The sequence below is a fragment of the Psychrobacter glacincola genome (assembly GCF_904846215.1).
Taxonomy (GTDB): Bacteria; Pseudomonadota; Gammaproteobacteria; order Pseudomonadales; family Moraxellaceae; genus Psychrobacter; species Psychrobacter glacincola.
The window spans coordinates 1-21,048 of record NZ_CAJGZK010000025.1 but is presented as its reverse complement, the minus strand read 5'-3'; the positions used below and the strand labels follow the sequence as shown (position 1 = coordinate 21,048).

Sequence of the window (21,048 nt, the reverse complement as noted above, 5' to 3'; positions counted from 1 at the left end):
TTGCATCGCTCCAAAATATCATTTCACTAACTAAAGCCAATAATAACTATTAAAAGACTGTACATATGAAATATTGTATATATAATATTTCATATGTACAGTCTTTTAATAGGGTTAGGTTATGGAACATTCAAATAAGAAAAAGGTATTGTTTCTCTGTACCAGCAATTCAGCCAGATCACAAATGGCTGAGATATTATTAAAGTATAAAGCCGGTGATATCTATGATGTCTATAGCGCAGGTATAGAAAAAGGCGAAGTAGATGAACGAACCATTCAAGCCTTAGAAAGGTTCGACTTCGACGCCAGTGGCTTAAGATCCAAGCACGTTGACGAGTTTGAAAGCCAGTTTTTTGACTACGTCATTACTTTATGCGAAAAGGCCAGTACCGAATGCCGAAGCTACCCCAATACGGCCAAGCAACTGGCGTGGGATATCCCTGACCCAAAAACACGTGCTGGCAGTCATCCCTTTACCACTACCTTGAGTGAATTAAACAGTCGCTTAACGATGTTTCTGTCTGTAGAAAAACATAACCTCACAAAGACTGCCGTCAATACAGAAGACACGGCATCATCTGACTTTGATCCCATTACCTTTTACAAAAGCTTGACGGATGACGTTCGACTCAAAGCGTTGATGCTGATCGAATATCATGGTGAGTTGTGTGTGTGCGAATTGATGGAGGCCTTGGAAGAAGACAGTCAGCCCAAAATCTCACGCAATCTTGCTGTGTTAAAAAAGGCAAACGTCATTACTGATCGAAAACACGGTCAGTGGGTATTTTATCGTATCAATCCTGAGTTACCTGTATGGGCAAAGATTGTGGTTGCAAAAACCACAGAAAACAACACTCACTTAATTGAGCGTGAGATAGAGCGGTTAAATGTCATGCAAAACAGACCTGACAGAGCCGGTTTTTGTAAATAATTAATAAATAACTATCAAACATTAAGAGAATCGTAATGGGCATTTTTGAGCGCTATCTATCGGTCTGGGTGGGTTTAAGTATTATTCTTGGCGTGGTGATGGGTTTATGGCAACCTGATTTATTTCAGTTAGTTGCAAACCTTGAGATCGCTCATGTCAATCTTGTTATCGCGGTATTCATTTGGGTCATGATTTATCCCATGATGGTACAGATAGACTTTTCTGCCATTAAAGATGTGGGTAAAAATCCAAAAGGATTGTTTTTAACAATCGTTATTAACTGGTTTATTAAGCCTTTTACTATGGCCGGTCTAGGCTGGTTATTTTTTAATATTTTCTTTGCCAATTTGGTGGATCCAGCATCGGCTCAAGAGTATATTGCGGGAATGATTTTATTAGGCGTGGCGCCTTGTACGGCCATGGTCTTTGTCTGGTCACAGCTGACCAAAGGTGATCCCAATTACACCTTGATACAAGTGTCCGTTAATGACGTCATCATGATATTTGCCTTTGCGCCTATTACCGCTTTTTTGTTAGGCGTTAGCGATATTCAGGTGCCATGGGAGACGTTAATCATCTCTGTGGTGCTTTATGTTCTGCTTCCTTTGATTGCTGGTGTACTGACCCGCAATATGCTCAATAAGCGCCGTGATAAAGCGGCACTGGATAATCTATTGTCAGTGCTTAAACCTTGGTCAATGGTAGGTTTACTCGCCACTGTGGTTCTGCTCTTCGGCTTTCAAGCTGAAACCATCGTCAGTAAACCTCAAATTATTGGGCTGATTGCCATTCCTCTCATCATTCAAACTTATGGCATTTTTGTGATTGCCTACATCGCTGCCATGTGGTTAAAACTTCCGCATAACATCGCAGGTCCTGCTTGTTTGATAGGCACGTCTAACTTTTTTGAGCTGGCTGTTGCGGTGGCTATCTCGCTTTTTGGATTACATTCAGGCGCTGCACTGGCGACTGTCGTCGGCGTGTTGGTTGAAGTGCCTGTGATGTTATCGCTAGTTTATATTATCAACCGCACACAACATTGGTTTAAAAAAACCTAAGCATTTTTAATATTTTTTTCTGATAACACTTGGACAAGATAAAGGACAATTTTATGACAATCAAAGTAGGTATCAATGGTTTTGGACGTATGGGACGCTTGACCATGCGCGCGGCATTTGACTGGGATGACATTGAGATCGTCCACATCAATGATCCGGCGGGCGACGCTAAGACCCTTGCGCATTTGATGACGTTTGATTCTGTGCATGGTCGCTGGCATCACGACGCTACCCACGAAGGCACGTCCATGATTATCAATGGCAAAGCCATTCCTTGTACGCAAAACAAAGCGACCAAAGACACCGACTGGTCACTGTGCGATGTGGTCATCGAAGCCTCAGGCAAGATAAAAACCAAGGCTTTACTACAAGCCTATCTAGATCAAGGGGTCAAACGTGTCGTTGTCACAGCCCCCGTCAAAGAAGAAGGTGTGTTAAATATCGTCATGGGTGTAAACGAGCATTTATATGATAAAGACATCTATCCCATTGTGACTGCTGCCTCTTGTACCACCAACTGCCTAGCGCCTGTGGTTAAAGTGATGCACGAGAAAATAGGCATCAAGCATGGCTCGATGACCACCATTCATGACATTACCAATACCCAAACGATACTAGATGCACCGCATAAAGACTTACGCCGGGCACGTGCTTGCGGTATGAGCCTTATCCCAACCACGACAGGCTCTGCGACTGCCATTACGCATATCTTCCCTGAATTAAAAGGTAAGCTAAACGGTCATGCCATTCGTGTGCCTTTGGCTAATGCTTCGCTGACCGACTGTGTGTTTGAAATGGCGCGTGGCACCACGGTTGAGGAAGTCAATGAACTACTTAAACAAGCATCTGAAACTGAGCTAAAAGACATATTGGGCTTTGAGACACGTCCACTGGTATCGATTGATTATAAAACCGATCCACGTTCAAGTATCGTTGATGCGCTATCGACGATGGTCGTCAACGATACCCAAGTAAAGCTCTACGTTTGGTACGACAATGAGTGGGGTTACGCCAATAGAACGGCTGAATTGGTCCAAATGGTTGGTCTAGCAGATAAGGGTTAATCATGGGACTGCTATCCGTTACGGATTTATCGTCGCAAGTGAAGCAATACTTAGTCATCACTGGCAACTATTGGGCATTTACCTTAACGGATGGCGCATTGCGAATGCTCGTTGTGCTGCATTTTTATCAGTTAGGCTATAGTCCACTAAGCATTGCGATGCTATTTTTGTTTTATGAGATTTTTGGGGTTATCACCAATCTGGTTGGTGGTTGGCTTGGCACCAGTCTTGGGCTCAACAAAACCATGAATATTGGATTGGCCATACAAATTGTCGCCCTTGCCATGCTCGCTGTACCTGCTGATATGCTCACCGTGGTTTATGTGATGATCGCCCAAGCCTTATCAGGTATCGCCAAAGACTTGAATAAAATGAGTGCCAAAAGCGCAATCAAACTGCTGGTGCCCAAAAATGCTGAGAGTAAGCTGTATCAATGGGTAGCGATCCTCACAGGATCTAAAAACGCACTAAAAGGTGTTGGCTTTTTTATCGGTGGTTTGCTACTGACCTTGATTGGATTCAAAGGCGCTATGATACTGATGGCATCACTTTTGGCCATCGTCTGGGTGTTTAGTTTAATAGTCTTAAAAGAAGACATCGGCAAAGCCACCAACAAACCCAAATTTAAAGACATTTTTTCTAAAAGTCCTGCTATCAATATCCTCTCTGCGGCTCGGCTGTTTTTGTTTGGGGCAAGAGACGTATGGTTTGTGGTGGCCCTCCCGGTGTTTTTGGCAGCGACTTTTGACTGGAGTCACTGGTGGGTCGGCAGTTTTATGGCCAGCTGGGTCATCGGTTATGGCATCGTCCAGTCGGTTGCACCTTACTTTACAGGTAAGAAAAAAGGCGTGTTACCAACGGGTCGCGCAGCCTTTTTGTGGGCAAGCTATCTGACGTTTATTCCTGCTGCCATCGCGCTGGCCTTATACTTTGATTTTTATATTCAAGCATCGGTTATTCTTGGCTTGCTGATATTTGGCGTGGTTTTCGCCGTCAATTCCTCGTTACACAGCTATCTGATCGTCAGCTATGCTGATAGTGATGGCGTGTCATTGGATGTGGGGTTTTACTATATGGCAAACGCGATGGGCAGATTGATTGGTACGGTGCTGTCAGGTTGGGTCTACCAAGAATTTGGTTTAGAGGCGTGTCTTTGGATATCGAGTGCGTTTGTGGCAATCGCCGCGTTACTATCACTAAAACTGCCTAATACGTACAAAGCGGCGGTATACTAATTATATTTTTATCAATGAATCTGTTGTCTATTTAAAATCAAAACACACTTATGATGATATAGAGCTGGGATAAAACTCTTGCCACTTGCTGCGCTGGTATATGCAGCAGTGGTAAAGTTTTTATCCTAGCCCTACTGTATTCGTTTTCTAATGAATTGGCTACACTAAGAAGTTAGCGAACCAAAATTACTGGTGATAGCGTCTTAGCAATGATTTTTGTCGTAGTACTGCCAACAAATAACTGTTGGAATTTAGAATGTCCGTAAGCGCCAATGACAATAATATCGACCGCATTTTGCTTTTGAAAAGCCAATAATCCATCAACAGCATCGGAGGCAGACACATGATGTGCGTCTACTGTAAAGCCTGCTGCTGTTAGCTGCTCAGTTGCTAGTGATAGGCTTTTTTTGGAGGTCGCATCCTCATTACCTGGCATATTCATAAACTGTCTCAGTTATGCAGTGTTTATTATATGTGGCAACACACTTTGAGCATTGCCACACAGGGAAGCTTCTAAAAATTGACTTCTAAAGAACTAGAATTTATAGGTTTGACCATCATTAGGAACAAGCGCACGCTGTTTGTCTAAGTGTTTTTCTTCGATAAAACGGCGCAGCTCTGCCTTCGACAGTGCGCCATGATTGACCGTATCCATGTGCACATTAATTATCTGAGCATTAGGTGAGAATTGATACGCACGGTATACATCGTCTTTACCCATAATAATAGAGTCATCGACAAAGGTAGACAGCTTTGCATAGCCTGTATTAAGGATGACCGCATCAGGCTTGTAGCGAGTCAGCGCATTCTCTACGTCTTTATTCCAAATGGTATCCCCTACTACATAGACGGTCTTGTAGTTTGGCTTTTGGAACACAATACCCATCGTTTTACCAAGTGCCTGAGCAAGCGCTGGAACTTTGTACATCTCATCAGTGCCATGCTGTCCGATGGTTTTATTGATTCTAGTGCCTTTAAACACCACCCCTTGCTCTGTCAACACTCTGACATCGGTAAAGCCATCTTTACGCACGATTGCCGCATCGGCTTCATTTTGGGTAAAAATTGGCATATTACGAGGGACCAGGTTGCGTGCAGCATCGTCCCAATGATCCGCATGTAAATGGGTCAAAATAATAGCATCCGCCTTAAGCACCTCTGCAACAGATACCGGCAAATCTACCATTGGATAGCGTATTTGGCTATTTAACGTATCTGCAAACCCTGGATAAGCGTTTTTAGCCGCGAGCATAGGATCCACTAAAAACGTGGTACCGTCATAATCAAGCTTAATCGTGGCATTACGGATTTGCTGAAATTGAACGGTATTGGTCGCCGTCTGTTTTACCGCGTTAGAATTGGACGCTGGACTGGCAAAGGTGGTACATGCGGTTAACAACATGACACCACTTAATAGTGTGGTGCCGGTCAGAGATTTCGATATTTTCATAATTTGATGCCTTATTGATGAGTCTATATTATGAGTTAATAATGGTTTGCTTAAAAACTTATGACTAACGCGCAATCCAAGTTTGGGTGTCAATCACTTCGCCATATAGAAACTCAATCGCTGCCATAATGGTGGCATGAGCATGAGCTGCGGGTACGGTCGTGCCATTAAATTCAAGATCAAGCGTGGCACAGGCATCATGGATGGTGGTCGTTGTATAGCCAAAGTCAACCGCAGCACGAACGGTTGCATCAATACACATGTGGCTCATGGCGCCAATCACGGTAACGTCTTTGATGTCTTCTTTATCAAGCAGATCTTTAAGAGAGGTCTCACGAAACGAATTGGGGTAATGCTTAGTGATGACGACTTCGCCCTCTATAGGCTTTACTTTCTCATTGATTTCTACACCATCAGTACCAGGCGTAAAGATTGGTGCGTCAGCAGAAGGCATTTCATGACGAACATGAATGACGGTATGGCCTTTTTCTCTAGCAGACTCAATCACCAAAGCTGCATTATCAGCGGCTTCATTAATACCAACGAGTGATAATTTACCTTGCGGAAAATACTCATTTTGAATATCTACAACGATAAGTGCTTTTGTGCTCATGATGATTCCTTTTTTTATCAAAGTGACTGTATAGGCGTCTATTTTACAAGCTCTGTGCTACACTAACGAGTGGCTACATCGACACATAAGAGGTTAATAACGACATATGAAACAAAAACATGCTATTGAAATAGGCTTGATTGTCTATGAGAAAGCACAAATGGCGGCCATCCTTGGGCTGACTGATTTACTGATGGTGGCCAGTAAAATCGCTGCCAAACATCAAGATACAACCGATCTGCCTTTACAGGTCAGTCACTGGGAGATTAAGGGTTCTAAGCAGCAGCCTACCTGCACTTTTTCGAGCAATCCCGATAGCGCAGGAAAATTAGCGGCCGTTATCATTCCACCCACGTTAGAGACGCCAATTGCAAAGCAAGCGGCAGAACCTTGGCTAGAATGGCTAAGAGATCAGCATTCGACAGGGGTGATATTGTCATCCGTCTGCGCTGGTGCTTTTTTATTGGGCGAAACAGGACTACTCTCCAAGCGCAAGGCAACCACGCATTGGGGTTATGTAGAAGAGTTTGAACAGCGCTTCCCTGATGTCGATCTGGATGTCGATCGCATTATTATCGAAGACGGTGATATTGTGACCGCTGGTGGCGCGATGGCTTGGACGGACTTGGGGCTTAGGATGGTTGACCGCTTTCTTGGCTCACAGGTGATGAATGAGGCCGCTCGTGCATTGTTAATTGACCCCTCAAGGCGTGAACAATGCTATTACAGTGCGTTTTCTCCCAACCTCACTCATGGTGATGCCGCCATACTAAAGGTGCAGCATTGGCTACAAAAAACAGAAGCACGGGTTATTGATTTATCCACCCTAGCCAGTTGTACGCAGTTAGAGGAGCGCACTTTTCTGCGCCGTTTCCATAAGGCGACGGGCATGACATCAACAGAATACTGTCAGCGATTACGCATTGGTAGTGCAAAAGACTTTCTACAGTTCTCTTTAATGCCTGTTGAGCAAATAGCGTGGAAGGTGGGTTATAGTGATGTTAGTGCGTTTCGTAAAATATTTAAGCGCATTGTTGGTTTGACACCAAGTGAGTATCGGCGCAGATTTACTCTGGATGAAGAGTGATAGGTTTAGGCGATTTCTGGATTAAAGGTAGGTGCATTGACTGCTTGTAGGCAGGAGATAGGTTTAATAAAACGGTCCCAATGTAGTTGCGACCGCCTTATCCTTTAATGATAATTAATCGGAAGATCTTGTTTTAAAACGCAGTAAACGCAATGCATTCAGCGTCACCAGTACTGTAGCACCAGTATCCGCTAGCACAGCAATCCAAAGCCCTGTCACGCCGAGCACAGTGGTTATCAGAAATATGCCCTTTAACCCAAGTGCAAATATGACATTTTGATGGATATTTCTCATGGTGGCGCGGGATAAGGCAATAAGGTTAGCAACGTCTATCACGCGGCTTTTTAATAGGGCAATATCAGCCGTTTCGATAGCCACATCCGTGCCACTGCCCATCGCAATGCCAATGTCTGCCGCTGCCAAAGCGGGTGCATCATTGATACCATCACCAATCATCGCTATTTTACTATTGCTTTGCATCTCACTGAGTAGACGTAGCTTGTCTTCAGGTAACAGCTCAGCTTTCCACTCTATATCTAACTGACTGGCAAGCGCTTTTGCCGTACGACTGTTGTCACCTGTGAGCATGACGGAGCGCACGTTCATCTTGTTAAGCTGGGCAATGGCCTGCTTTGCATCCTCTCGTAACTCATCACGTAGAGCGACCAATCCGAGCGCCTCCCTCGTTTGCTCATCAAACAAAATAGAAACCGTTTTACCATCATTTTGTAGCATCTCAATTTGAATCTGCTGCTCAGCTGGCAACATCACTTTCTCAGCGACGTAGACTGGTGAGCCGATGGCCAAAGAGCGTCCAGCAACCGTTGCATGAACCGCTTTACCTGCGGTCGCAAAGGCGTTGGAGGATCCAGGTATGACTACCTTAGCGGCTTTGGCATGATCCACAATAGCAATAGCAAGCGGATGACTGGAGGTAGCATCGACACTTGCAAACAGTGACAGTAGTTTATCGCGACCCTCAGCATCGCCATGTACTGTTTTAAAATCAATGATATCGGTTACTCGAGGTTTGCCCTCGGTCAAAGTACCCGTTTTATCAAAAGCGACAGTGTTGACCTGACCCACCAACTCCATGACATTACCTCCTTTGATAAGCAGTCCATGGCGCGTGCCGACAGCCAAACCTGAGGCAATAGCGGCAGGTGTTGACAGCACAAGAGCACAAGGACAGGCGATCAGTAATAGCGCTAAACCACGGTATAGCCATACTCCCCATTCTGCTCCCATCAATAGAGGTGGGATAATAATCACTAAAGCCGCAATCGCCATAACGATAGGCGTATAGTAGCGGCTAAAGGCTTCAATAAAGCGTGCAGTCGGTGCTTTGGACGCTTGTGCCCGCTCCACAAGCTCAATAATACGAGCAATTGTATTATCTGCCGCTGTTTTTTCTACGCGTATTTGTAGTACCCCATCAACGTTGATAGATCCAGCAAAGACCTCATCGCCTATGGTTTTGGCAACAGGAACAGACTCTCCCGTCACAGGTGACTCATCAAGGCTAGACGTACCTTGAACAATCACGCCATCAGCAGAGACTCTATCACCAGGACGCACAAGCACCTTATCATTCACTTGTAGTGAAGTCGCTGCCACCTGACGTTGTTGTCCTTGCGCGTCCAGTAAAATAGCTGTCTTTGGCACAAGCGACGATAATGCTCTGATTCCTGCGCGCGCACGATTAGCTGCGACACTCTCTAATAGCTCCCCAACCGAGAATAAAAAGACCACGGCAGCCGCTTCTTCAGCTTCACCTATGATAAGCGCGCCAATAGCCGCAACAGACATGAGCATTTCAATTGAAAAAGGCGATCCTGCTAACGCCAGTGCAGAAGCTTTGCGAGCAAATGGTAGGACACCGATAGCCACAGCGGCAATAAAAGCCCATGCGCCATATTCAGGGAAAATTAAAGACAATACATATGCGGCACCCATCAAAAGCCCCGTACCAATGACCTGTTTGCCTTTTATGGTTTGCCACCAGCGCTGATTGTCCACCGCTGATTGATTACCATCATTGCCCCTCTCATTTTGTTGACCCGTTAACGCTGACACACCAAACCCTAGGCTTTTAATGGTTTTCTCGATATCTTTAACGCCAGTATTCGTATCAGGCGCCAAGGTTAGCTCTAGCTTTTGAGTCGCAAAGTTTAACTGAACCTCAGAGACACCAGGTATTCGCATTAACGCCCGCTCGATTTTACCAACACAACTGGCACAGTCCATACCTTCAATATGATATTGCATAATCACTTCTCCTCTTGTTAAAGGCAGTATGAACCCTATAGTAACTTTAGGGTCAAGACTTTTAACGATAAAGAGGTTTGATTTTTTATCAGCAAACCTTATAGTTACTTTATTGTTTAGATAATAGAAAATACTATTTAAGGAGATACACATGCTAATCAAAATTGGTGAGCTTGCCACGCGCACCGGTGCGACGGTCGAAACCATTCGCTATTATGAGAAAGAGAGGTTATTACCAAAACCTGCGCGTAGCCAAGGCAACTATCGTTTGTATAATGAAGCGCATTTTGAGCGTCTACAATTTATCCTGCACTGCCGTACGCTCGATATGACTTTGGATGAAGTACGAACCCTGCTTCAATATAGAGATAAACCTGATGAAAACTGCGGTGAGGTCAATGTGCTATTGGATGAGCATATCGATGCGGTAGAGACACGTATGGAAGAGCTGATACAATTAAAGCAACATCTACTAGCGTTGCGGCAAAAATGCGCAAGTGAAGCGCTAGCTGAATCCTGCGGAATATTGCATGCGCTTGCCGATAACTCGTGTCATAGATAAAGTATTCATTTTGATAACACTGTCCACTTTTTATCATTAAAAGTAGACCTATAACCAAAGGCGCGGGGCAAACGCATCACTAAGATGCAGTTGCCCATGTCAGATTTTTTTCAACTGGTCAATATTTTCAGATGTGATTCAGCCCATCGTCCTTTCTGTCAAACAGATAGGCTGCGCGTTTATAAGGCTGATTCATTGCGCTTGTGCAGGGAAACCGCCTTTTGCTAAAGCAGCTGTCATCTGCTCAATACTGGCGATGGTTTCGATACTGACCACTTTGGCTGCTAAATCAATCTTAACCTTGGCCTTTGAGTCGATATTCTGAATAGCTGCTGTCACACCACGGGCACAACCGCCACAGTTCATATTTGCAATCAATAGTTTCATACCCTTTCTCCAAATAAGTTTTATTTCATCACCGCATAGGTGACTTAGAAAATCAATGTCGTTTATATAATCAAAGTCTTGTTCTTCATCACCGCATAGTTATTACTAGTACTGATAAGTGTATAAAACATATAAGAGACTCTCCTAAAGAGTCTTTTTTTAGATAACATTAAACACATTAGTTCTAGTAAAAAGTGTATAATATATAGATTAGCTTAAAGCATATAGAGTTAAATACATGAAGACTGTCAGAGTTAGGGCAAAAGTAATTCAAGATGATTCGGGAGTCTATTCAGAGATTCCTGTTCTAATTAGTGAGAGTAATGAAATCTTAAAACCATTAATGGACTATGCATTAAAGTTAAAAAGAGATGGTAAGAGTCATTCCACAATCAATAATTATATAAAAGCTACTCAGCTTCTAATTGAATATATGACTGCTAATACAAGTGGCTTTGAGTCGCCTGGAAACTTATTTGAAATATTTAGTAGTCGCTTGTACACAGGAACTATTAATGAAGAAGGTTTAGATCCATCAGGCTTATATTGGTTACCTTGTAGTAAGCAGGTTGCAAGGTTACACATAAATGCTTTAAGCAGATTAACCGATTGGATGGTAGAAGAATATAATCTAAATTCAATCAACCCAATGGTTGAAGCAGATAGTGTTACGCAAAGGCTCAATTACGCAGCTTGGTTTCGTAAAAATCAGTATGATTTTCTAGGTCATATTAAAGATAAGCAGATTAATTCCACCTCTAGAAATGCTCGTAGGGTACAAGGTAAACGTTCATTAGGTAAGCAAAAACAAGAAGCGATAGAATTTCCAGAGCACTATTTCGAAAGTTTTTATATTGATGGCTTAGGAGGTGCAAAAGACCTTAGGGTTGCTATTCGTGATCAGCTGATTCTATTACTTCTACACGGTGGTGGTTTAAGAGAGTCCGAAGCTTTACACCTTTGGATTGAAGATGTTCTTATAGATCCCTTTGACTCTGATAATGTGAAAGTTCGTATTTATCATCCTGAAGATGGAAAAGCTCCTAATGGGTGGCGTGGACGCTCTGGAAAGACCACTAGAGCTGCTTACCTAAAAGAAAAATATGCTCTAAGTCCCCGTAATGAATTAATAGGTAAAAAACGTGTTGGATGGAAAGCAAGAGTTACAGATAGTAAAGACGAATACATTGAAGTACATTGGTTCCCTACAATTTTTGGTAAGGTATTTGCAAAGCTTTGGCAAGATTATATTCGACTTCTAATAAGTGTTGATCGTCATCATCCTTACGCTTTCGTAAGCTTTCACCACAGTCATCTTGGTAACCCTTATACTTTAAATGCTTTTCATGACAGTTATCATCGAGGTCTTAAGCGAATTGGTCTTAATCCCAGTAAACCTGACGGTTTATCACCACATTCTCACCGTCATAGCTACGGAAGACGTTTGCGTCGCGCAGGTGTACAAGAGATAGTCATTAAGAAGTGCTTACATCATGCATCTATAGAATCGCAAGCTGTTTACACTACCCCAACGTCCATCGAAATTACGGCAGATTTAAATGATGCTACAGAAAGACTTATGCTTTCTAAAGAGGACTCTAAACAAAATAATAACTTGAGCTGGAATGCATTAATGCGCCATGGTTTTGATGATATTGATCCTAGTGGACTATTTACAGGAAAGAATCCAAGGTTAGGGATAAATAATGAAAGCAACTGAACAAGCTAAATACGATGGCAGAACTAGTGACCTCACTCTCGGATGGCTGACGAAAAGGCATGGTAAGGCTTGGGAATCGTGGCGTGAATTTGCAGAAGAATGGATGAATGCTCAGGACACATCGCAACACACTAAATTAGACGCTTTGTGTATATTTTTTGACGTCTATTTAACTTCTAATGCACTTTGGGCGTCAGACATAGTTACATTCTTTGAAGCCAAGCAGAATGGTTGGCAAATCTCAACTGATGATTTTAAGACTTCAATATTTGAAAATACCAAACGCTCAGATAATTCATCCACTGTAGTATTAATGAATCATATTTTTGATTTTATTGAATGGTTGTTGACAGAGCATTTTAGTGAAGAAGATGATAATGGGTCTGTCATTAAGCTATATACGAACCCCTTCGAGAAGCAACAGAGAAAAAAACAATATACTGAATCTGTTTATAACCCTTTACCCTATCGTTATATATGCGACCTTCGCAATATTTTATGCCCTGAACCTAGGGGTGATTTTAAAGACTGGATATGGGCACATGAAAAATTGACGCATGAAGGACGAGTGTCTAATAGTAATTGGTTTGAAGTTGAACAGAAACTTATTGATAATAATGATAACGACTGACCCCTGCCGTCAAATCCGTAGAACCAAACTTGGGAGATTTTAATTACGCAGCCTGACGATAGAAGTCAAACCACACCTGTCTTGGCGATTTATAGCCCAAGCCCTTTTGAATCCTTGTTTGGTTGTAGTACAGCTCGATATATCCAATGATATCACTGATGGCTGCAAACCTTGTTTTATAGTCTTGGTGATATACCAGCTCATTCTTTAATGTGCCCCAGAAGCTTTCTATTGGCGCGTTGTCGAAGCAATTACCTTTAGCACTCATTGACCCTTTAAACTGCTGTTGCTTGATAATCTTGTGATACGCGTGGCTACAGTACTGACTACCTCTATCAGAATGAACAATCAGTCCTTGGCTTGGTCTTTTGTTCTTAATGGCCATGTTGAGCGCACGGCATACTAAATCTGCTGTCATGCGTTTATTGATAGCATAACCGACTAACTCTTTGGTGTATAAATCTTTCACTCCAGCTAAGTACAGCCAGCCCTCATTTGTCCAGATATAAGTAATGTCACTGACCCAAGATTCATTAGGACGCTTGGCATCAAACTGCTGATTGAGCACATTGTCATAGACAAGTTTGTTGTGATCAGAGTCGGTTGTCACTTTGAAGCGCTTATGACGCAGGCATTTGATGCCGTGCTCTTCTTTGATGCGTCTCACCATATAAGTGCTGATATCATGCCCTTGCTCACTCAGATGCGCATGTAGACGCTCGACGCCGTAACGCTCACGAGTTTCACTGTGAGCGGCTCTAACCAGTAGCTCAGACTGGTTTCTATGTATCTGCTGGTCGCTGAGACCACGGCTTAGCCAGTCATAGTAGCTTGATGGCTTTACATGTAACACACGGCACATCCGAGTGATACTAAAAAGCTGCTGATTATCTTCAATAAAGGCGTACTTCACTAGCTGTGCTTTGCAAAGTACGCTGTGGCCTTTTTTAGTATCTCGCGCTCCTCCTCCGCTACTTTGAGCTGGCGTTTTAGGCGCTTGTTCTCTTCTATAATGACCATAAGCTGTGGATCGTAATGTTCAGTCCCTGCAAGCTTGCCTTGATTGGCTTTATTGTGCCAGTTGGATAAAGTTTGCATGGCTATGCCGAGCTGCTTTGCTGTGGCTGAGATATTGCCATTATTGTCTGCTATCTTCTTAACGGCTTCGGCTTTGAATTCTGTACTGTAGGTTCTTATTTTATTGGTCATGATAAACTCCGGTTATTGTGCTTAGTTTACCAAGTTTATCTCTACGGTTTCTTCAGCATAGCTCAGACTGTATATGGCGTAGTAGAAATATTAGAAAAGACAAGCAAAATATTATTATCTATGAAATTTGGTCACCTGTTGTCGCAATGTGCTTATTCATCAAATTACATCTGCCTCTTCGAACTTATCAAGTTAGGATGTTGGACTCAGGTGAAGCAGATACTATGCGTTATGAAAATGGCAAATGGATAAGAAATACTAAGCATTCATTTGCATATAGAAATTATAAAAAAGGAGTTTTTCGTCAGTTTAAAAATAATGTAATGGAAATGGAGTCTACAGGATTATACATCAGCACTAACAAGACCGCAGACCAAAACAAAGATGAAGTAGAGCGAGGCTATGAAATTCCATGGCAGAACGAAGATGTATTATATTGGTTGGAAAAATTGAGAAATTGGCAAGAAAAATATAATCCTATCAGTAAGCCTACAGATTGTAATGAATTAACACTTAAACATACACAACGTAAAGTATCTGAATCATATCTTGATGCAATGAATGATAGTTGTTTTTTGATGCGTGATGCGACTGCAACTGACTTGGAGGATAGGAGCAAACCAATCAATGATGCCTCAATTCCAACTCTTTGGTACAAGCTTCTATCTAAACTTGAAGATAATCTTCGTCTATCAGGAGACACATTATCCGATGGTACATTTTTTAAACTAGTTCACGATTATGGTAAGGGTTATAAGACTACTAAAACTAAAACTGAGTTCCCTCTGCATAGCCTTAGAGTCTCCCTCATAACATGTTATATCATGGATGCAAAATTACCTTTGCCAGTGGTTTCTAAGCTGTTAGCAGGTCACTCACGCCTACTTATGACTATTTACTACGCCAAACTTACCCCAGCAGTCATGAAAGAAAAAATGATTGAGGCGGAAGATCGTCTTGAAGATGTGTCAAAAAAAAGTGTTCAAACTTTTCTTAAGAATGCTGAAATGAGTCAGATCGAATGTAAAATGGCTTACCACGATAATAATTCGATTCAAGCTGCTTTGGTTAATCGTAATCCTATAGGATGGGAAAAACGACATCATGGTCTATGTCTAGTTGGTGGCAATACAGTTAAATCTGATGAAGTTGGAACTGTAGCAGGGTGCTGGAACGGTGGAGAGCTTATTAAGGACTCAAGTGTTGTTTCGCGAAAAATTTACGGAGTTGTGCCTCATGGTCCTGAAAATTGCGTTCGCTGTCGCTGGTTTATCACTGACGCTCAATACTTACCAGCACTCACTGCACACTTGAACTTTATGAGTTACAAAGCCTCTGAAGCTGCAAATTTAGCTATAGAACTAGAGGGAGAGATAGAAAATATTGAGGAAATAAAGTACGAAGCAGAAGCTAAAGGTAAGCCTTTTACTCATCATAACAAATTACAAGAATTGCAGCGACGACGTGAGAAGCAATCGTTAGAAGCAGATGAGTATACTAAGGACTTAATTGCAACTCTCAATCTCATTTATCGTTTGGTTGAAATTGAGCAAGAACGGGATAAAGATGATCATAAAAATAAAATAGTAGCAGTTGGTTCCAAGAACGATATCAGAATTGGATTTATAGAAACAAAATCTGAGTTGCTACAACTATCCTTAATTTGCGATGATGCAGAAATTTATCCAGATATGCTTGATGATGTTAAGAAGACTTCAATCATTCAAGATATGACTCAAATTATCAGTCGAATGATGATACGTCAGGGTTATATGCCACCGTTTCTAAGTTTAAATAAGAATCAGCAACTTATTGCTGCGAACGCTATGGTTAGACAAATGGCATTACAAGTTAATTCAAAAGACAAGTTAGATGGCCTTAGTAAAGTGGCAAACTATATTGAGTTAGAAGAGTTTATGCAAGATAGTAAACTCTTAGATGACAGTATGAGTGTATTACAGGAAACCGTTAAGCAGCCTATTAATTATATCAATATTAAATCCCTAACCTAAGTAAATGAGAGGAGAAATATCTTATGGATATCAATATCGACATAATTTTAGATGATTTAAAGGAAGGTAAAAGTCAACGTACGAAAGATTCGTTAGACAATCTGAATACTTTACTAGAAACTGAATTTAATAAAGATGAGCACGATTATTCTATTGCTCATATTGGAAGACTGTCGAAAGCTAGTGGTGGTATCAGCACTGTTAGCATTCGTAATAAGTCAGGTAGTCACTACAGGCTTCTGATTGACGCTTGGGCAACTAAAGCCAATACTACCATGAAAAAACCACCCTCTCCTCAATCTAGGAAATATGATGTCGCATCAGATATGGAGTTATTAAAATATCTGTCTGACCCTGCAATGCGAGCTGTTTTTGGTCAAATTATTGCAGAAAAAAATAAATTAAAGTCAGAAAATCGCATCCTTAAACAGAACATTGAGGTGAACATAGATATGCGTCCTAATAAGATAGCTCCTATAAATCAAAATTCACAAGTTGTGCAAGTATTACCTTCATTAAGTGGGATGCTGTTAGATAGTGATATTGAAGCCCTACAGGATGCTATTAAGGAAGAGAAAATTAATAAGCTAGGCTGGACTGTATCAAAGTATGGTGCAATTAAAGATGAAGTTGGTCGAACATTATTTAAAACTGGTTTTGTTTTAGCTATACAAAAAGTATTAGCTCAAGTCTAATAGTAAATAAATTTTATATCTTCCAAATAAATCATCTTATTCAGTGACAGTTTTTACAGATAAAGCGCAAAACGATATAGTTTTATTTAAATTGATGGAAGCTAAAAGGCTTATTATTGAGGTAACTCTAGAAAATGAAATATTGAAGTCTAGATTTCCTTCGATTGAAAGATTACAATAACGGCTTCTCCCATTTTGTATATCTATTTTCTTACAATACTTTAGTTTGTAGTAGCATAATAAATATGTTCCAAACCTCTTATAAGCCTACGCCAACCCTTACTTCAGCTCTATTTTCCTAATAGTCGAGTTATATCTATAGTTTACAATCTGCCCATTCACTATCAAGTCAATCGCTGTATTTATCTGCTCCAAAGGCACACTGAACCATTCTCGAGGTTTGCACATATTACCTTGTAAGTCTGCAATCTCCACATCAATGCAAACATCTCTAAATACGGTATGTACTAAGTTTTCAAACTTTTGCGTATTCATGTTATAGCACTCATAGCTGGCAACAACTTCGACTGGAGCCATTAAATAAGTAGGCTCATTGGCAGCATTTGCAATACGCTTTTTAACTGGTGTGCGTGAATAGCCTATTTTAAATAGATTTGGTATGGCTTGGATGCGAGAGTCTTGGCTTTGACTGCTTAAAATATAAATGAACCCAGCTGACTCATCTTCTTCGTTGATGCTTTTGATATCAGAGAAATACTCCCCTTTAGGCGAGACAATTTTCCCTTCTTTAGACAGGACTTTGGCAAGCGACCTATAAAGCATATTTGATTCTGTTCCATTCTCAAAAATACACCTTGTACGCCCATCTTTTCTTACGACAACCCCATCTATAACTTGATCTTTTGAAGTTAAGCTAACCTTGTCTACATACAATAAAATACCATCTAAGATGTAAAAACTACCTTCATTAATATTGTAGCCAGTTCCTTCAAACTCGATGATCTTACGTTGACCACTATTTAACTCTTTTTGAACAACAGGAAACAAGTCTTTATATTTATCAAAATCCTTACATGGTTTACGGCGAGCAACAAAGTCAGTCTCAGCTCGTTTATCTACTTTAATATGTTTGATGTTGAAGATGCTCTGATCAGAGTCCCCGAGTAAGCCAAAATCATCATCTTCAAAGATATCTTCAAACGAATTGATCTCTCTTTCAACCAGTTCAGGTTCTGATGCAGCGACTTCATGCGTAAGTGGTAACAGGTTGAATTCGTCAAAATCTACTAAAGCATGGCACTGCTCATTGTTATTCTTAATAGACTCTAAACGCTTAAACAGCATAAGCTCACTAATATTCGCCATATTATTCTCAGGTAAGCGTTTATTAGCGTTGTAGAAGTCGCTTATCTCTTGGAATTTAGCGACTAAATGCTCATCTGCTGTAGGTGCCCGCGACTTTGCTTTAATCGTTGTAATACCTAACTCGTCATTACTATCAATGAAGTTTAGCCAATCATCTAATTCCATCGACTTTAAAACTTGCCACTCTTCATTCTTCATTATGCAGTTGCTCTCTTGCGTTTTTGTTGCTTAATATAAATGACACATTCAGCAAGCCTCTTTTCATTAAAGTCTGAGCTATTTAAGTCAGGCTCACGACCCTTTTCATGCACAAACTGCTTAACTTTAGGCCATAGCAGCTTAGCCTCTTCAAAGTCCATTTGAATACGAGTGGTTTCAATGGATTCTTGGATAAGCTTGAGTACGTCTGTCGTTATGGATTTTGAAAGTATTTCAAATGCTTTTTGGAAAGGATTGATCTGATCAATCAAGTCAATATGGAGCTCATCAATATTGATAAACTTGTCGGCCATGCGGATAAATTTCTTACCGCCTTGCTCGGTTACTTCTGCTGAGCTTATTGCACAATCGACTACTACTTGCTGTCTGACTTCTTCAAGTTCAGCTTCAGTCAAATCAGGATATTTGCGCTGAATTATTTTCGGTATAAGGATTTTATTGACTACCTCAGGATCGACTTTACCTGCCGAAGCTGCAATGACCTTATCATCTTGCAAGATAGCAGCTTTTAAATCAGCCAAATCAGACTCTATAATAGCTTTGGTGCGTTTGGTGCTTGGTTCTTTAAAACCACCTATTTTCATTGTGCCCGGTGGCGTAGGTTCGAAGTCACCATCTTTTTTTGTTTTAAATTTAAAGTTAGGGGCAAGGACTTGTTCCATTAATAAAGAACCAGTAATAGCCTTCAGCATATTGTTTACAGCAATGGTGACATTCTCGTTTGCAGCGTCAGGTTGCGCGATAAGATTGGTGAATTGAGCGTGGCTTTTATTTTCGCTATCTCGAATACAACGACCAATGATTTGAATAATTTCAGTCAGTGAGCTTCTATACCCAACAGTGAGTGCGTGCTCGCACCACTCCCAGTCAAAACCCTCTTTTGCCATACCCAAAGCAATAATGATATCCATATCGTCTACGTGATTCATATTACGTAAATAGTTTTGGATAATATCTCGCTCGTTTTCCTCAACTAAATCTGCCACCTTAATGACTGTACCATCGGGCCGTGTAACGAGAATAACGCCTGTTTCAGGATCTCTTTTACCAGCTTCACCCAGCACTTCAAGAATAGCATCTACTTCATCATATTTTTCTTTAGTTGATTCACCCGAGTTTACGTTTGGTATATGAATAATGGTTTTTTTACCATAGTTTTCTTCTGAGTTAAGCACCTCATGAATGACATCAGTATATCGACCTTGGTAGAAGTGGTAGCCAATACCGAGCGACTTTAAATAGTTATAACCATTGAGCTGCTCATAATAGTTAAAAGAAACTTTATCAAACTGGGCTTCATCTTCAGGTGTCAGCACAGGAATACTATCGCCACGGAAGTATGAGCCTGTCATAGCAACAATATGGGCATTGGTATTTGCCATGATGCTACGCAACACACCACCTAAAATGTTAGCTTCATCAGCTGATAAATGATGAAATTCATCAATTGCGATTAAGCAATCATTAAATACATCATCTTCCATTGCTTGAAAGGCTGAACGCAGTGCGGCATGAGTACAAATCAATATCCTGTCGTTGCTTGCCATAAAACGCTTAAACGCTTTAGCTTTACTACTTTCGCCACCAGGAACACAAAGATCATTGTTGTCGTCAACTTCCCAATCATAGAAGAAACCATATTTAGTTAATTCTGTTGATCTAAAGGATCCGCCAATAGAACGCTCTGGCACTGCTACAATCGCTTTTTTGATGCCTTGATTATGTAGCTTATCCAGTGCCAAGAACATGAGGGCGCGTGATTTACCTGATGCAGGAGGCGCTTTTAGCAATAGGTACTGACTATTACGAGCGGCATAGGCTCGCGCTTGCATTGCTCGCATACCCATAGAGTTTTCGTTTGAGCTAGCACCAGTTTGAGCATATTCAAAGTGCATTAGATTAGGCATTACAGCGTTCCTGTTCGGTAAAATAAATAGCAAAAAGATTTTCTAACAACTGATCTTCTGTAAAACCAGAATAACCATAAATTCGCTCAACCAATTTATCATTCTCAATGTGAGCAATTAGTAAGTCTTCAGGCATCTTTCCTTTAGAGTAAAGTTGAAAAAGATTTTTATCAGAGTGCTTTTCTCGTGCTTCAAGTATATTTAATGCCGATAAACGAAGCTCATTTTTATCAGATTCTGAAAAAACTGGTGTAGGAAAAGAGTTATAGCAAACGCCTAATGAGTATCGGTAACCATCTCCTAAACGACCTGTAACAGTTCTTACCCATAATTGGTGCAAACTACTGTTAAGTATAGAAAACACATAGATATCAGGGTCTAAAATCATGAATGCGAGGTCTGTTACGATAGTTTCTGCATCAAGAAACCCCATAGGAATGTAGTCACGAGAGCACGCAGAGACTGCCGGAATAATCATCAAGTTTCTTTTTGCTTTATTTATTCCTTTAAACCTATAGGGAACATTAGCATAAGCTTGAGCTGTTTCGAGCCTTTCCTAAAAACTGTGTAACTGCTTATAATCCACTAACTGGAGAATAAGCAATGACTACTCAATCTGACATTAAAAAACTAGCCGAGCAAATGGCTGGCAGCATGAACAGCTTTGATGACAT

At 41.2% G+C, this 21,048-nt stretch carries 18 protein-coding genes and 2 pseudogenes; 11 read left to right on the top strand and 9 right to left on the bottom strand.

Annotation, left to right across the window (positions count from 1 at the left end; genetic code table 11):
• Positions 1–121: 121 nt before the first annotated feature.
• The 4 genes from JMW90_RS11915 to arsJ are packed head-to-tail and all read left to right on the top strand — an operon-like array spanning position 122 to position 4,288.
• Positions 122–931, top strand: coding sequence for a metalloregulator ArsR/SmtB family transcription factor (locus tag JMW90_RS11915; protein WP_201564451.1), 810 nt, complete (start codon positions 122–124; stop codon positions 929–931).
• A gap of 35 nt (positions 932–966) precedes the next feature.
• The gene (gene arsB, locus JMW90_RS11910) at positions 967–1,989 is read left to right on the top strand and encodes an ACR3 family arsenite efflux transporter (RefSeq protein WP_144297051.1); all 1,023 of its coding nucleotides are present in this window, start codon (positions 967–969) and stop codon (positions 1,987–1,989) included.
• A 53-nt stretch (positions 1,990–2,042) separates the two neighbouring features.
• Entirely contained in the window at positions 2,043–3,053 is a 1,011-nt protein-coding gene (locus tag JMW90_RS11905) for an ArsJ-associated glyceraldehyde-3-phosphate dehydrogenase (RefSeq protein WP_201530176.1), read from the top strand.
• A gap of 2 nt (positions 3,054–3,055) precedes the next feature.
• Positions 3,056–4,288 (top strand): organoarsenical effux MFS transporter ArsJ, encoded by a 1,233-nt coding sequence (gene arsJ, locus JMW90_RS11900; RefSeq protein ID WP_144297049.1) that lies wholly within the window; start codon positions 3,056–3,058, stop codon positions 4,286–4,288.
• Between the two features lie 172 nt (positions 4,289–4,460).
• Here arsJ and JMW90_RS11895 read toward each other — a convergent pair whose 3' ends face one another.
• The 3 genes from JMW90_RS11895 to JMW90_RS11885 all read right to left on the bottom strand — a co-directional run bounded on the left by JMW90_RS11895 (position 4,461) and on the right by JMW90_RS11885 (position 6,351).
• Positions 4,461–4,730: a universal stress protein gene (locus JMW90_RS11895; protein ID WP_144297048.1), complete on the bottom strand. Its 270-nt coding sequence runs from the start codon at positions 4,728–4,730 to the stop codon at positions 4,461–4,463.
• Between the two features lie 93 nt (positions 4,731–4,823).
• Positions 4,824–5,738 carry an MBL fold metallo-hydrolase gene (locus tag JMW90_RS11890; protein ID WP_192993341.1) on the bottom strand — a complete coding sequence of 305 codons (915 nt, stop codon included), beginning with the start codon at positions 5,736–5,738 and terminating at the stop codon, positions 4,824–4,826.
• A 64-nt stretch (positions 5,739–5,802) separates the two neighbouring features.
• Positions 5,803–6,351: a cysteine hydrolase family protein gene (locus JMW90_RS11885; protein WP_201564449.1), complete on the bottom strand. Its 549-nt coding sequence runs from the start codon at positions 6,349–6,351 to the stop codon at positions 5,803–5,805.
• A gap of 106 nt (positions 6,352–6,457) precedes the next feature.
• On the opposite strand from JMW90_RS11885, the gene JMW90_RS11880 reads away from it, so the two are divergent.
• Positions 6,458–7,438, top strand: a complete 981-nt coding sequence (locus JMW90_RS11880; protein WP_201564447.1) for a GlxA family transcriptional regulator — start codon at positions 6,458–6,460, stop codon at positions 7,436–7,438.
• A 114-nt stretch (positions 7,439–7,552) separates the two neighbouring features.
• On the opposite strand, the gene JMW90_RS11875 is transcribed toward JMW90_RS11880, so the two are convergent.
• The gene (locus JMW90_RS11875) at positions 7,553–9,706 is read right to left on the bottom strand and encodes a heavy metal translocating P-type ATPase (RefSeq protein WP_068406856.1); all 2,154 of its coding nucleotides are present in this window, start codon (positions 9,704–9,706) and stop codon (positions 7,553–7,555) included.
• A 151-nt stretch (positions 9,707–9,857) separates the two neighbouring features.
• Between JMW90_RS11875 and cadR the strand changes: the two genes are divergently transcribed.
• On the top strand, positions 9,858–10,268 hold the full coding sequence (gene cadR, locus JMW90_RS11870) for a Cd(II)/Pb(II)-responsive transcriptional regulator (protein WP_068406859.1): 411 nt from the start codon (positions 9,858–9,860) through the stop codon (positions 10,266–10,268).
• 192 nt (positions 10,269–10,460) lie between these two features.
• Here cadR and JMW90_RS11865 read toward each other — a convergent pair whose 3' ends face one another.
• On the bottom strand, positions 10,461–10,655 hold the full coding sequence (locus tag JMW90_RS11865; RefSeq protein ID WP_025646094.1) for a heavy-metal-associated domain-containing protein: 195 nt from the start codon (positions 10,653–10,655) through the stop codon (positions 10,461–10,463).
• Positions 10,656–10,893: 238 nt separating this feature from the next.
• Here JMW90_RS11865 and gmtY point away from each other — a divergent pair, with 238 nt between their 5' ends.
• Together gmtY and JMW90_RS11855 are read left to right on the top strand one after the other, a co-directional pair.
• Positions 10,894–12,375 carry a gamma-mobile-trio recombinase GmtY gene (gmtY, locus tag JMW90_RS11860; RefSeq protein ID WP_201564445.1) on the top strand — a complete coding sequence of 494 codons (1,482 nt, stop codon included), beginning with the start codon at positions 10,894–10,896 and terminating at the stop codon, positions 12,373–12,375.
• Positions 12,362–13,006 carry a VPA1269 family protein gene (locus JMW90_RS11855; protein ID WP_201564443.1) on the top strand — a complete coding sequence of 215 codons (645 nt, stop codon included), beginning with the start codon at positions 12,362–12,364 and terminating at the stop codon, positions 13,004–13,006. The genes gmtY and JMW90_RS11855 overlap by 14 nt, the downstream gene beginning before the upstream one ends.
• A gap of 43 nt (positions 13,007–13,049) precedes the next feature.
• Here JMW90_RS11855 and JMW90_RS11850 read toward each other — a convergent pair.
• Positions 13,050–14,215 (bottom strand): IS3 family transposase gene (locus JMW90_RS11850; RefSeq protein ID WP_201564441.1). Its coding sequence is split into 2 segments (ribosomal slippage): positions 13,050–13,957 and positions 13,957–14,215, totalling 1,167 coding nucleotides; the frame shifts between segments, so codons are not numbered across the junction.
• A gap of 17 nt (positions 14,216–14,232) precedes the next feature.
• On the opposite strand from JMW90_RS11850, the gene gmtZ reads away from it, so the two are divergent.
• Together gmtZ and gmtX are read left to right on the top strand one after the other, a co-directional pair.
• Positions 14,233–16,227, top strand: coding sequence for a gamma-mobile-trio integrase GmtZ (gene gmtZ, locus JMW90_RS11845; protein ID WP_265089243.1), 1,995 nt, complete (start codon positions 14,233–14,235; stop codon positions 16,225–16,227).
• 23 nt (positions 16,228–16,250) lie between these two features.
• Positions 16,251–16,922: a gamma-mobile-trio protein GmtX gene (gene gmtX, locus JMW90_RS11840; protein ID WP_201564439.1), complete on the top strand. Its 672-nt coding sequence runs from the start codon at positions 16,251–16,253 to the stop codon at positions 16,920–16,922.
• Between the two features lie 279 nt (positions 16,923–17,201).
• On the opposite strand, the gene JMW90_RS11835 is transcribed toward gmtX, so the two are convergent.
• The 3 genes and pseudogenes from JMW90_RS11835 to JMW90_RS11825 all read right to left on the bottom strand — a co-directional run.
• On the bottom strand, positions 17,202–18,446 hold the full coding sequence (locus JMW90_RS11835; protein WP_227691956.1) for a GIY-YIG nuclease family protein: 1,245 nt from the start codon (positions 18,444–18,446) through the stop codon (positions 17,202–17,204).
• Complete coding sequence (locus JMW90_RS11830; protein WP_201564437.1) at positions 18,446–20,374, bottom strand: DEAD/DEAH box helicase; 1,929 nt, start codon at positions 20,372–20,374, stop codon at positions 18,446–18,448. The genes JMW90_RS11835 and JMW90_RS11830 overlap by 1 nt, the downstream gene beginning before the upstream one ends.
• Positions 20,367–20,909 (bottom strand): annotated as a pseudogene (locus JMW90_RS11825) (type IIL restriction-modification enzyme MmeI); the annotation flags it as partial. The gene JMW90_RS11830 and the pseudogene JMW90_RS11825, both read right to left, overlap by 8 nt.
• 68 nt (positions 20,910–20,977) lie before the next feature.
• On the opposite strand from JMW90_RS11825, the pseudogene JMW90_RS14115 reads away from it, so the two are divergent.
• Positions 20,978–21,048, top strand: a pseudogene (locus JMW90_RS14115) (transposase); the annotation flags it as partial.

Coding starts and splice junctions, on each gene's coding strand:
- JMW90_RS11875 (WP_068406856.1), bottom strand. CDS start 9,706: ATGCAATATCATATTGAAGGTATGGACTGTGCCAGTTGTGTTGGTAAA.
- JMW90_RS11905 (WP_201530176.1), top strand. CDS start 2,043: ATGACAATCAAAGTAGGTATCAATGGTTTTGGACGTATGGGACGCTTG.
- JMW90_RS11890 (WP_192993341.1), bottom strand. CDS start 5,738: ATGAAAATATCGAAATCTCTGACCGGCACCACACTATTAAGTGGTGTC.
- JMW90_RS11880 (WP_201564447.1), top strand. CDS start 6,458: ATGAAACAAAAACATGCTATTGAAATAGGCTTGATTGTCTATGAGAAA.
- JMW90_RS11835 (WP_227691956.1), bottom strand. CDS start 18,446: ATGAAGAATGAAGAGTGGCAAGTTTTAAAGTCGATGGAATTAGATGAT.
- gmtX (WP_201564439.1), top strand. CDS start 16,251: ATGGATATCAATATCGACATAATTTTAGATGATTTAAAGGAAGGTAAA.
- JMW90_RS11915 (WP_201564451.1), top strand. CDS start 122: ATGGAACATTCAAATAAGAAAAAGGTATTGTTTCTCTGTACCAGCAAT.
- arsB (WP_144297051.1), top strand. CDS start 967: ATGGGCATTTTTGAGCGCTATCTATCGGTCTGGGTGGGTTTAAGTATT.
- JMW90_RS11855 (WP_201564443.1), top strand. CDS start 12,362: ATGAAAGCAACTGAACAAGCTAAATACGATGGCAGAACTAGTGACCTC.
- JMW90_RS11865 (WP_025646094.1), bottom strand. CDS start 10,655: ATGAAACTATTGATTGCAAATATGAACTGTGGCGGTTGTGCCCGTGGT.
- gmtY (WP_201564445.1), top strand. CDS start 10,894: ATGAAGACTGTCAGAGTTAGGGCAAAAGTAATTCAAGATGATTCGGGA.
- JMW90_RS11830 (WP_201564437.1), bottom strand. CDS start 20,374: ATGCCTAATCTAATGCACTTTGAATATGCTCAAACTGGTGCTAGCTCA.
- JMW90_RS11895 (WP_144297048.1), bottom strand. CDS start 4,730: ATGAATATGCCAGGTAATGAGGATGCGACCTCCAAAAAAAGCCTATCA.
- cadR (WP_068406859.1), top strand. CDS start 9,858: ATGCTAATCAAAATTGGTGAGCTTGCCACGCGCACCGGTGCGACGGTC.
- JMW90_RS11885 (WP_201564449.1), bottom strand. CDS start 6,351: ATGAGCACAAAAGCACTTATCGTTGTAGATATTCAAAATGAGTATTTT.
- arsJ (WP_144297049.1), top strand. CDS start 3,056: ATGGGACTGCTATCCGTTACGGATTTATCGTCGCAAGTGAAGCAATAC.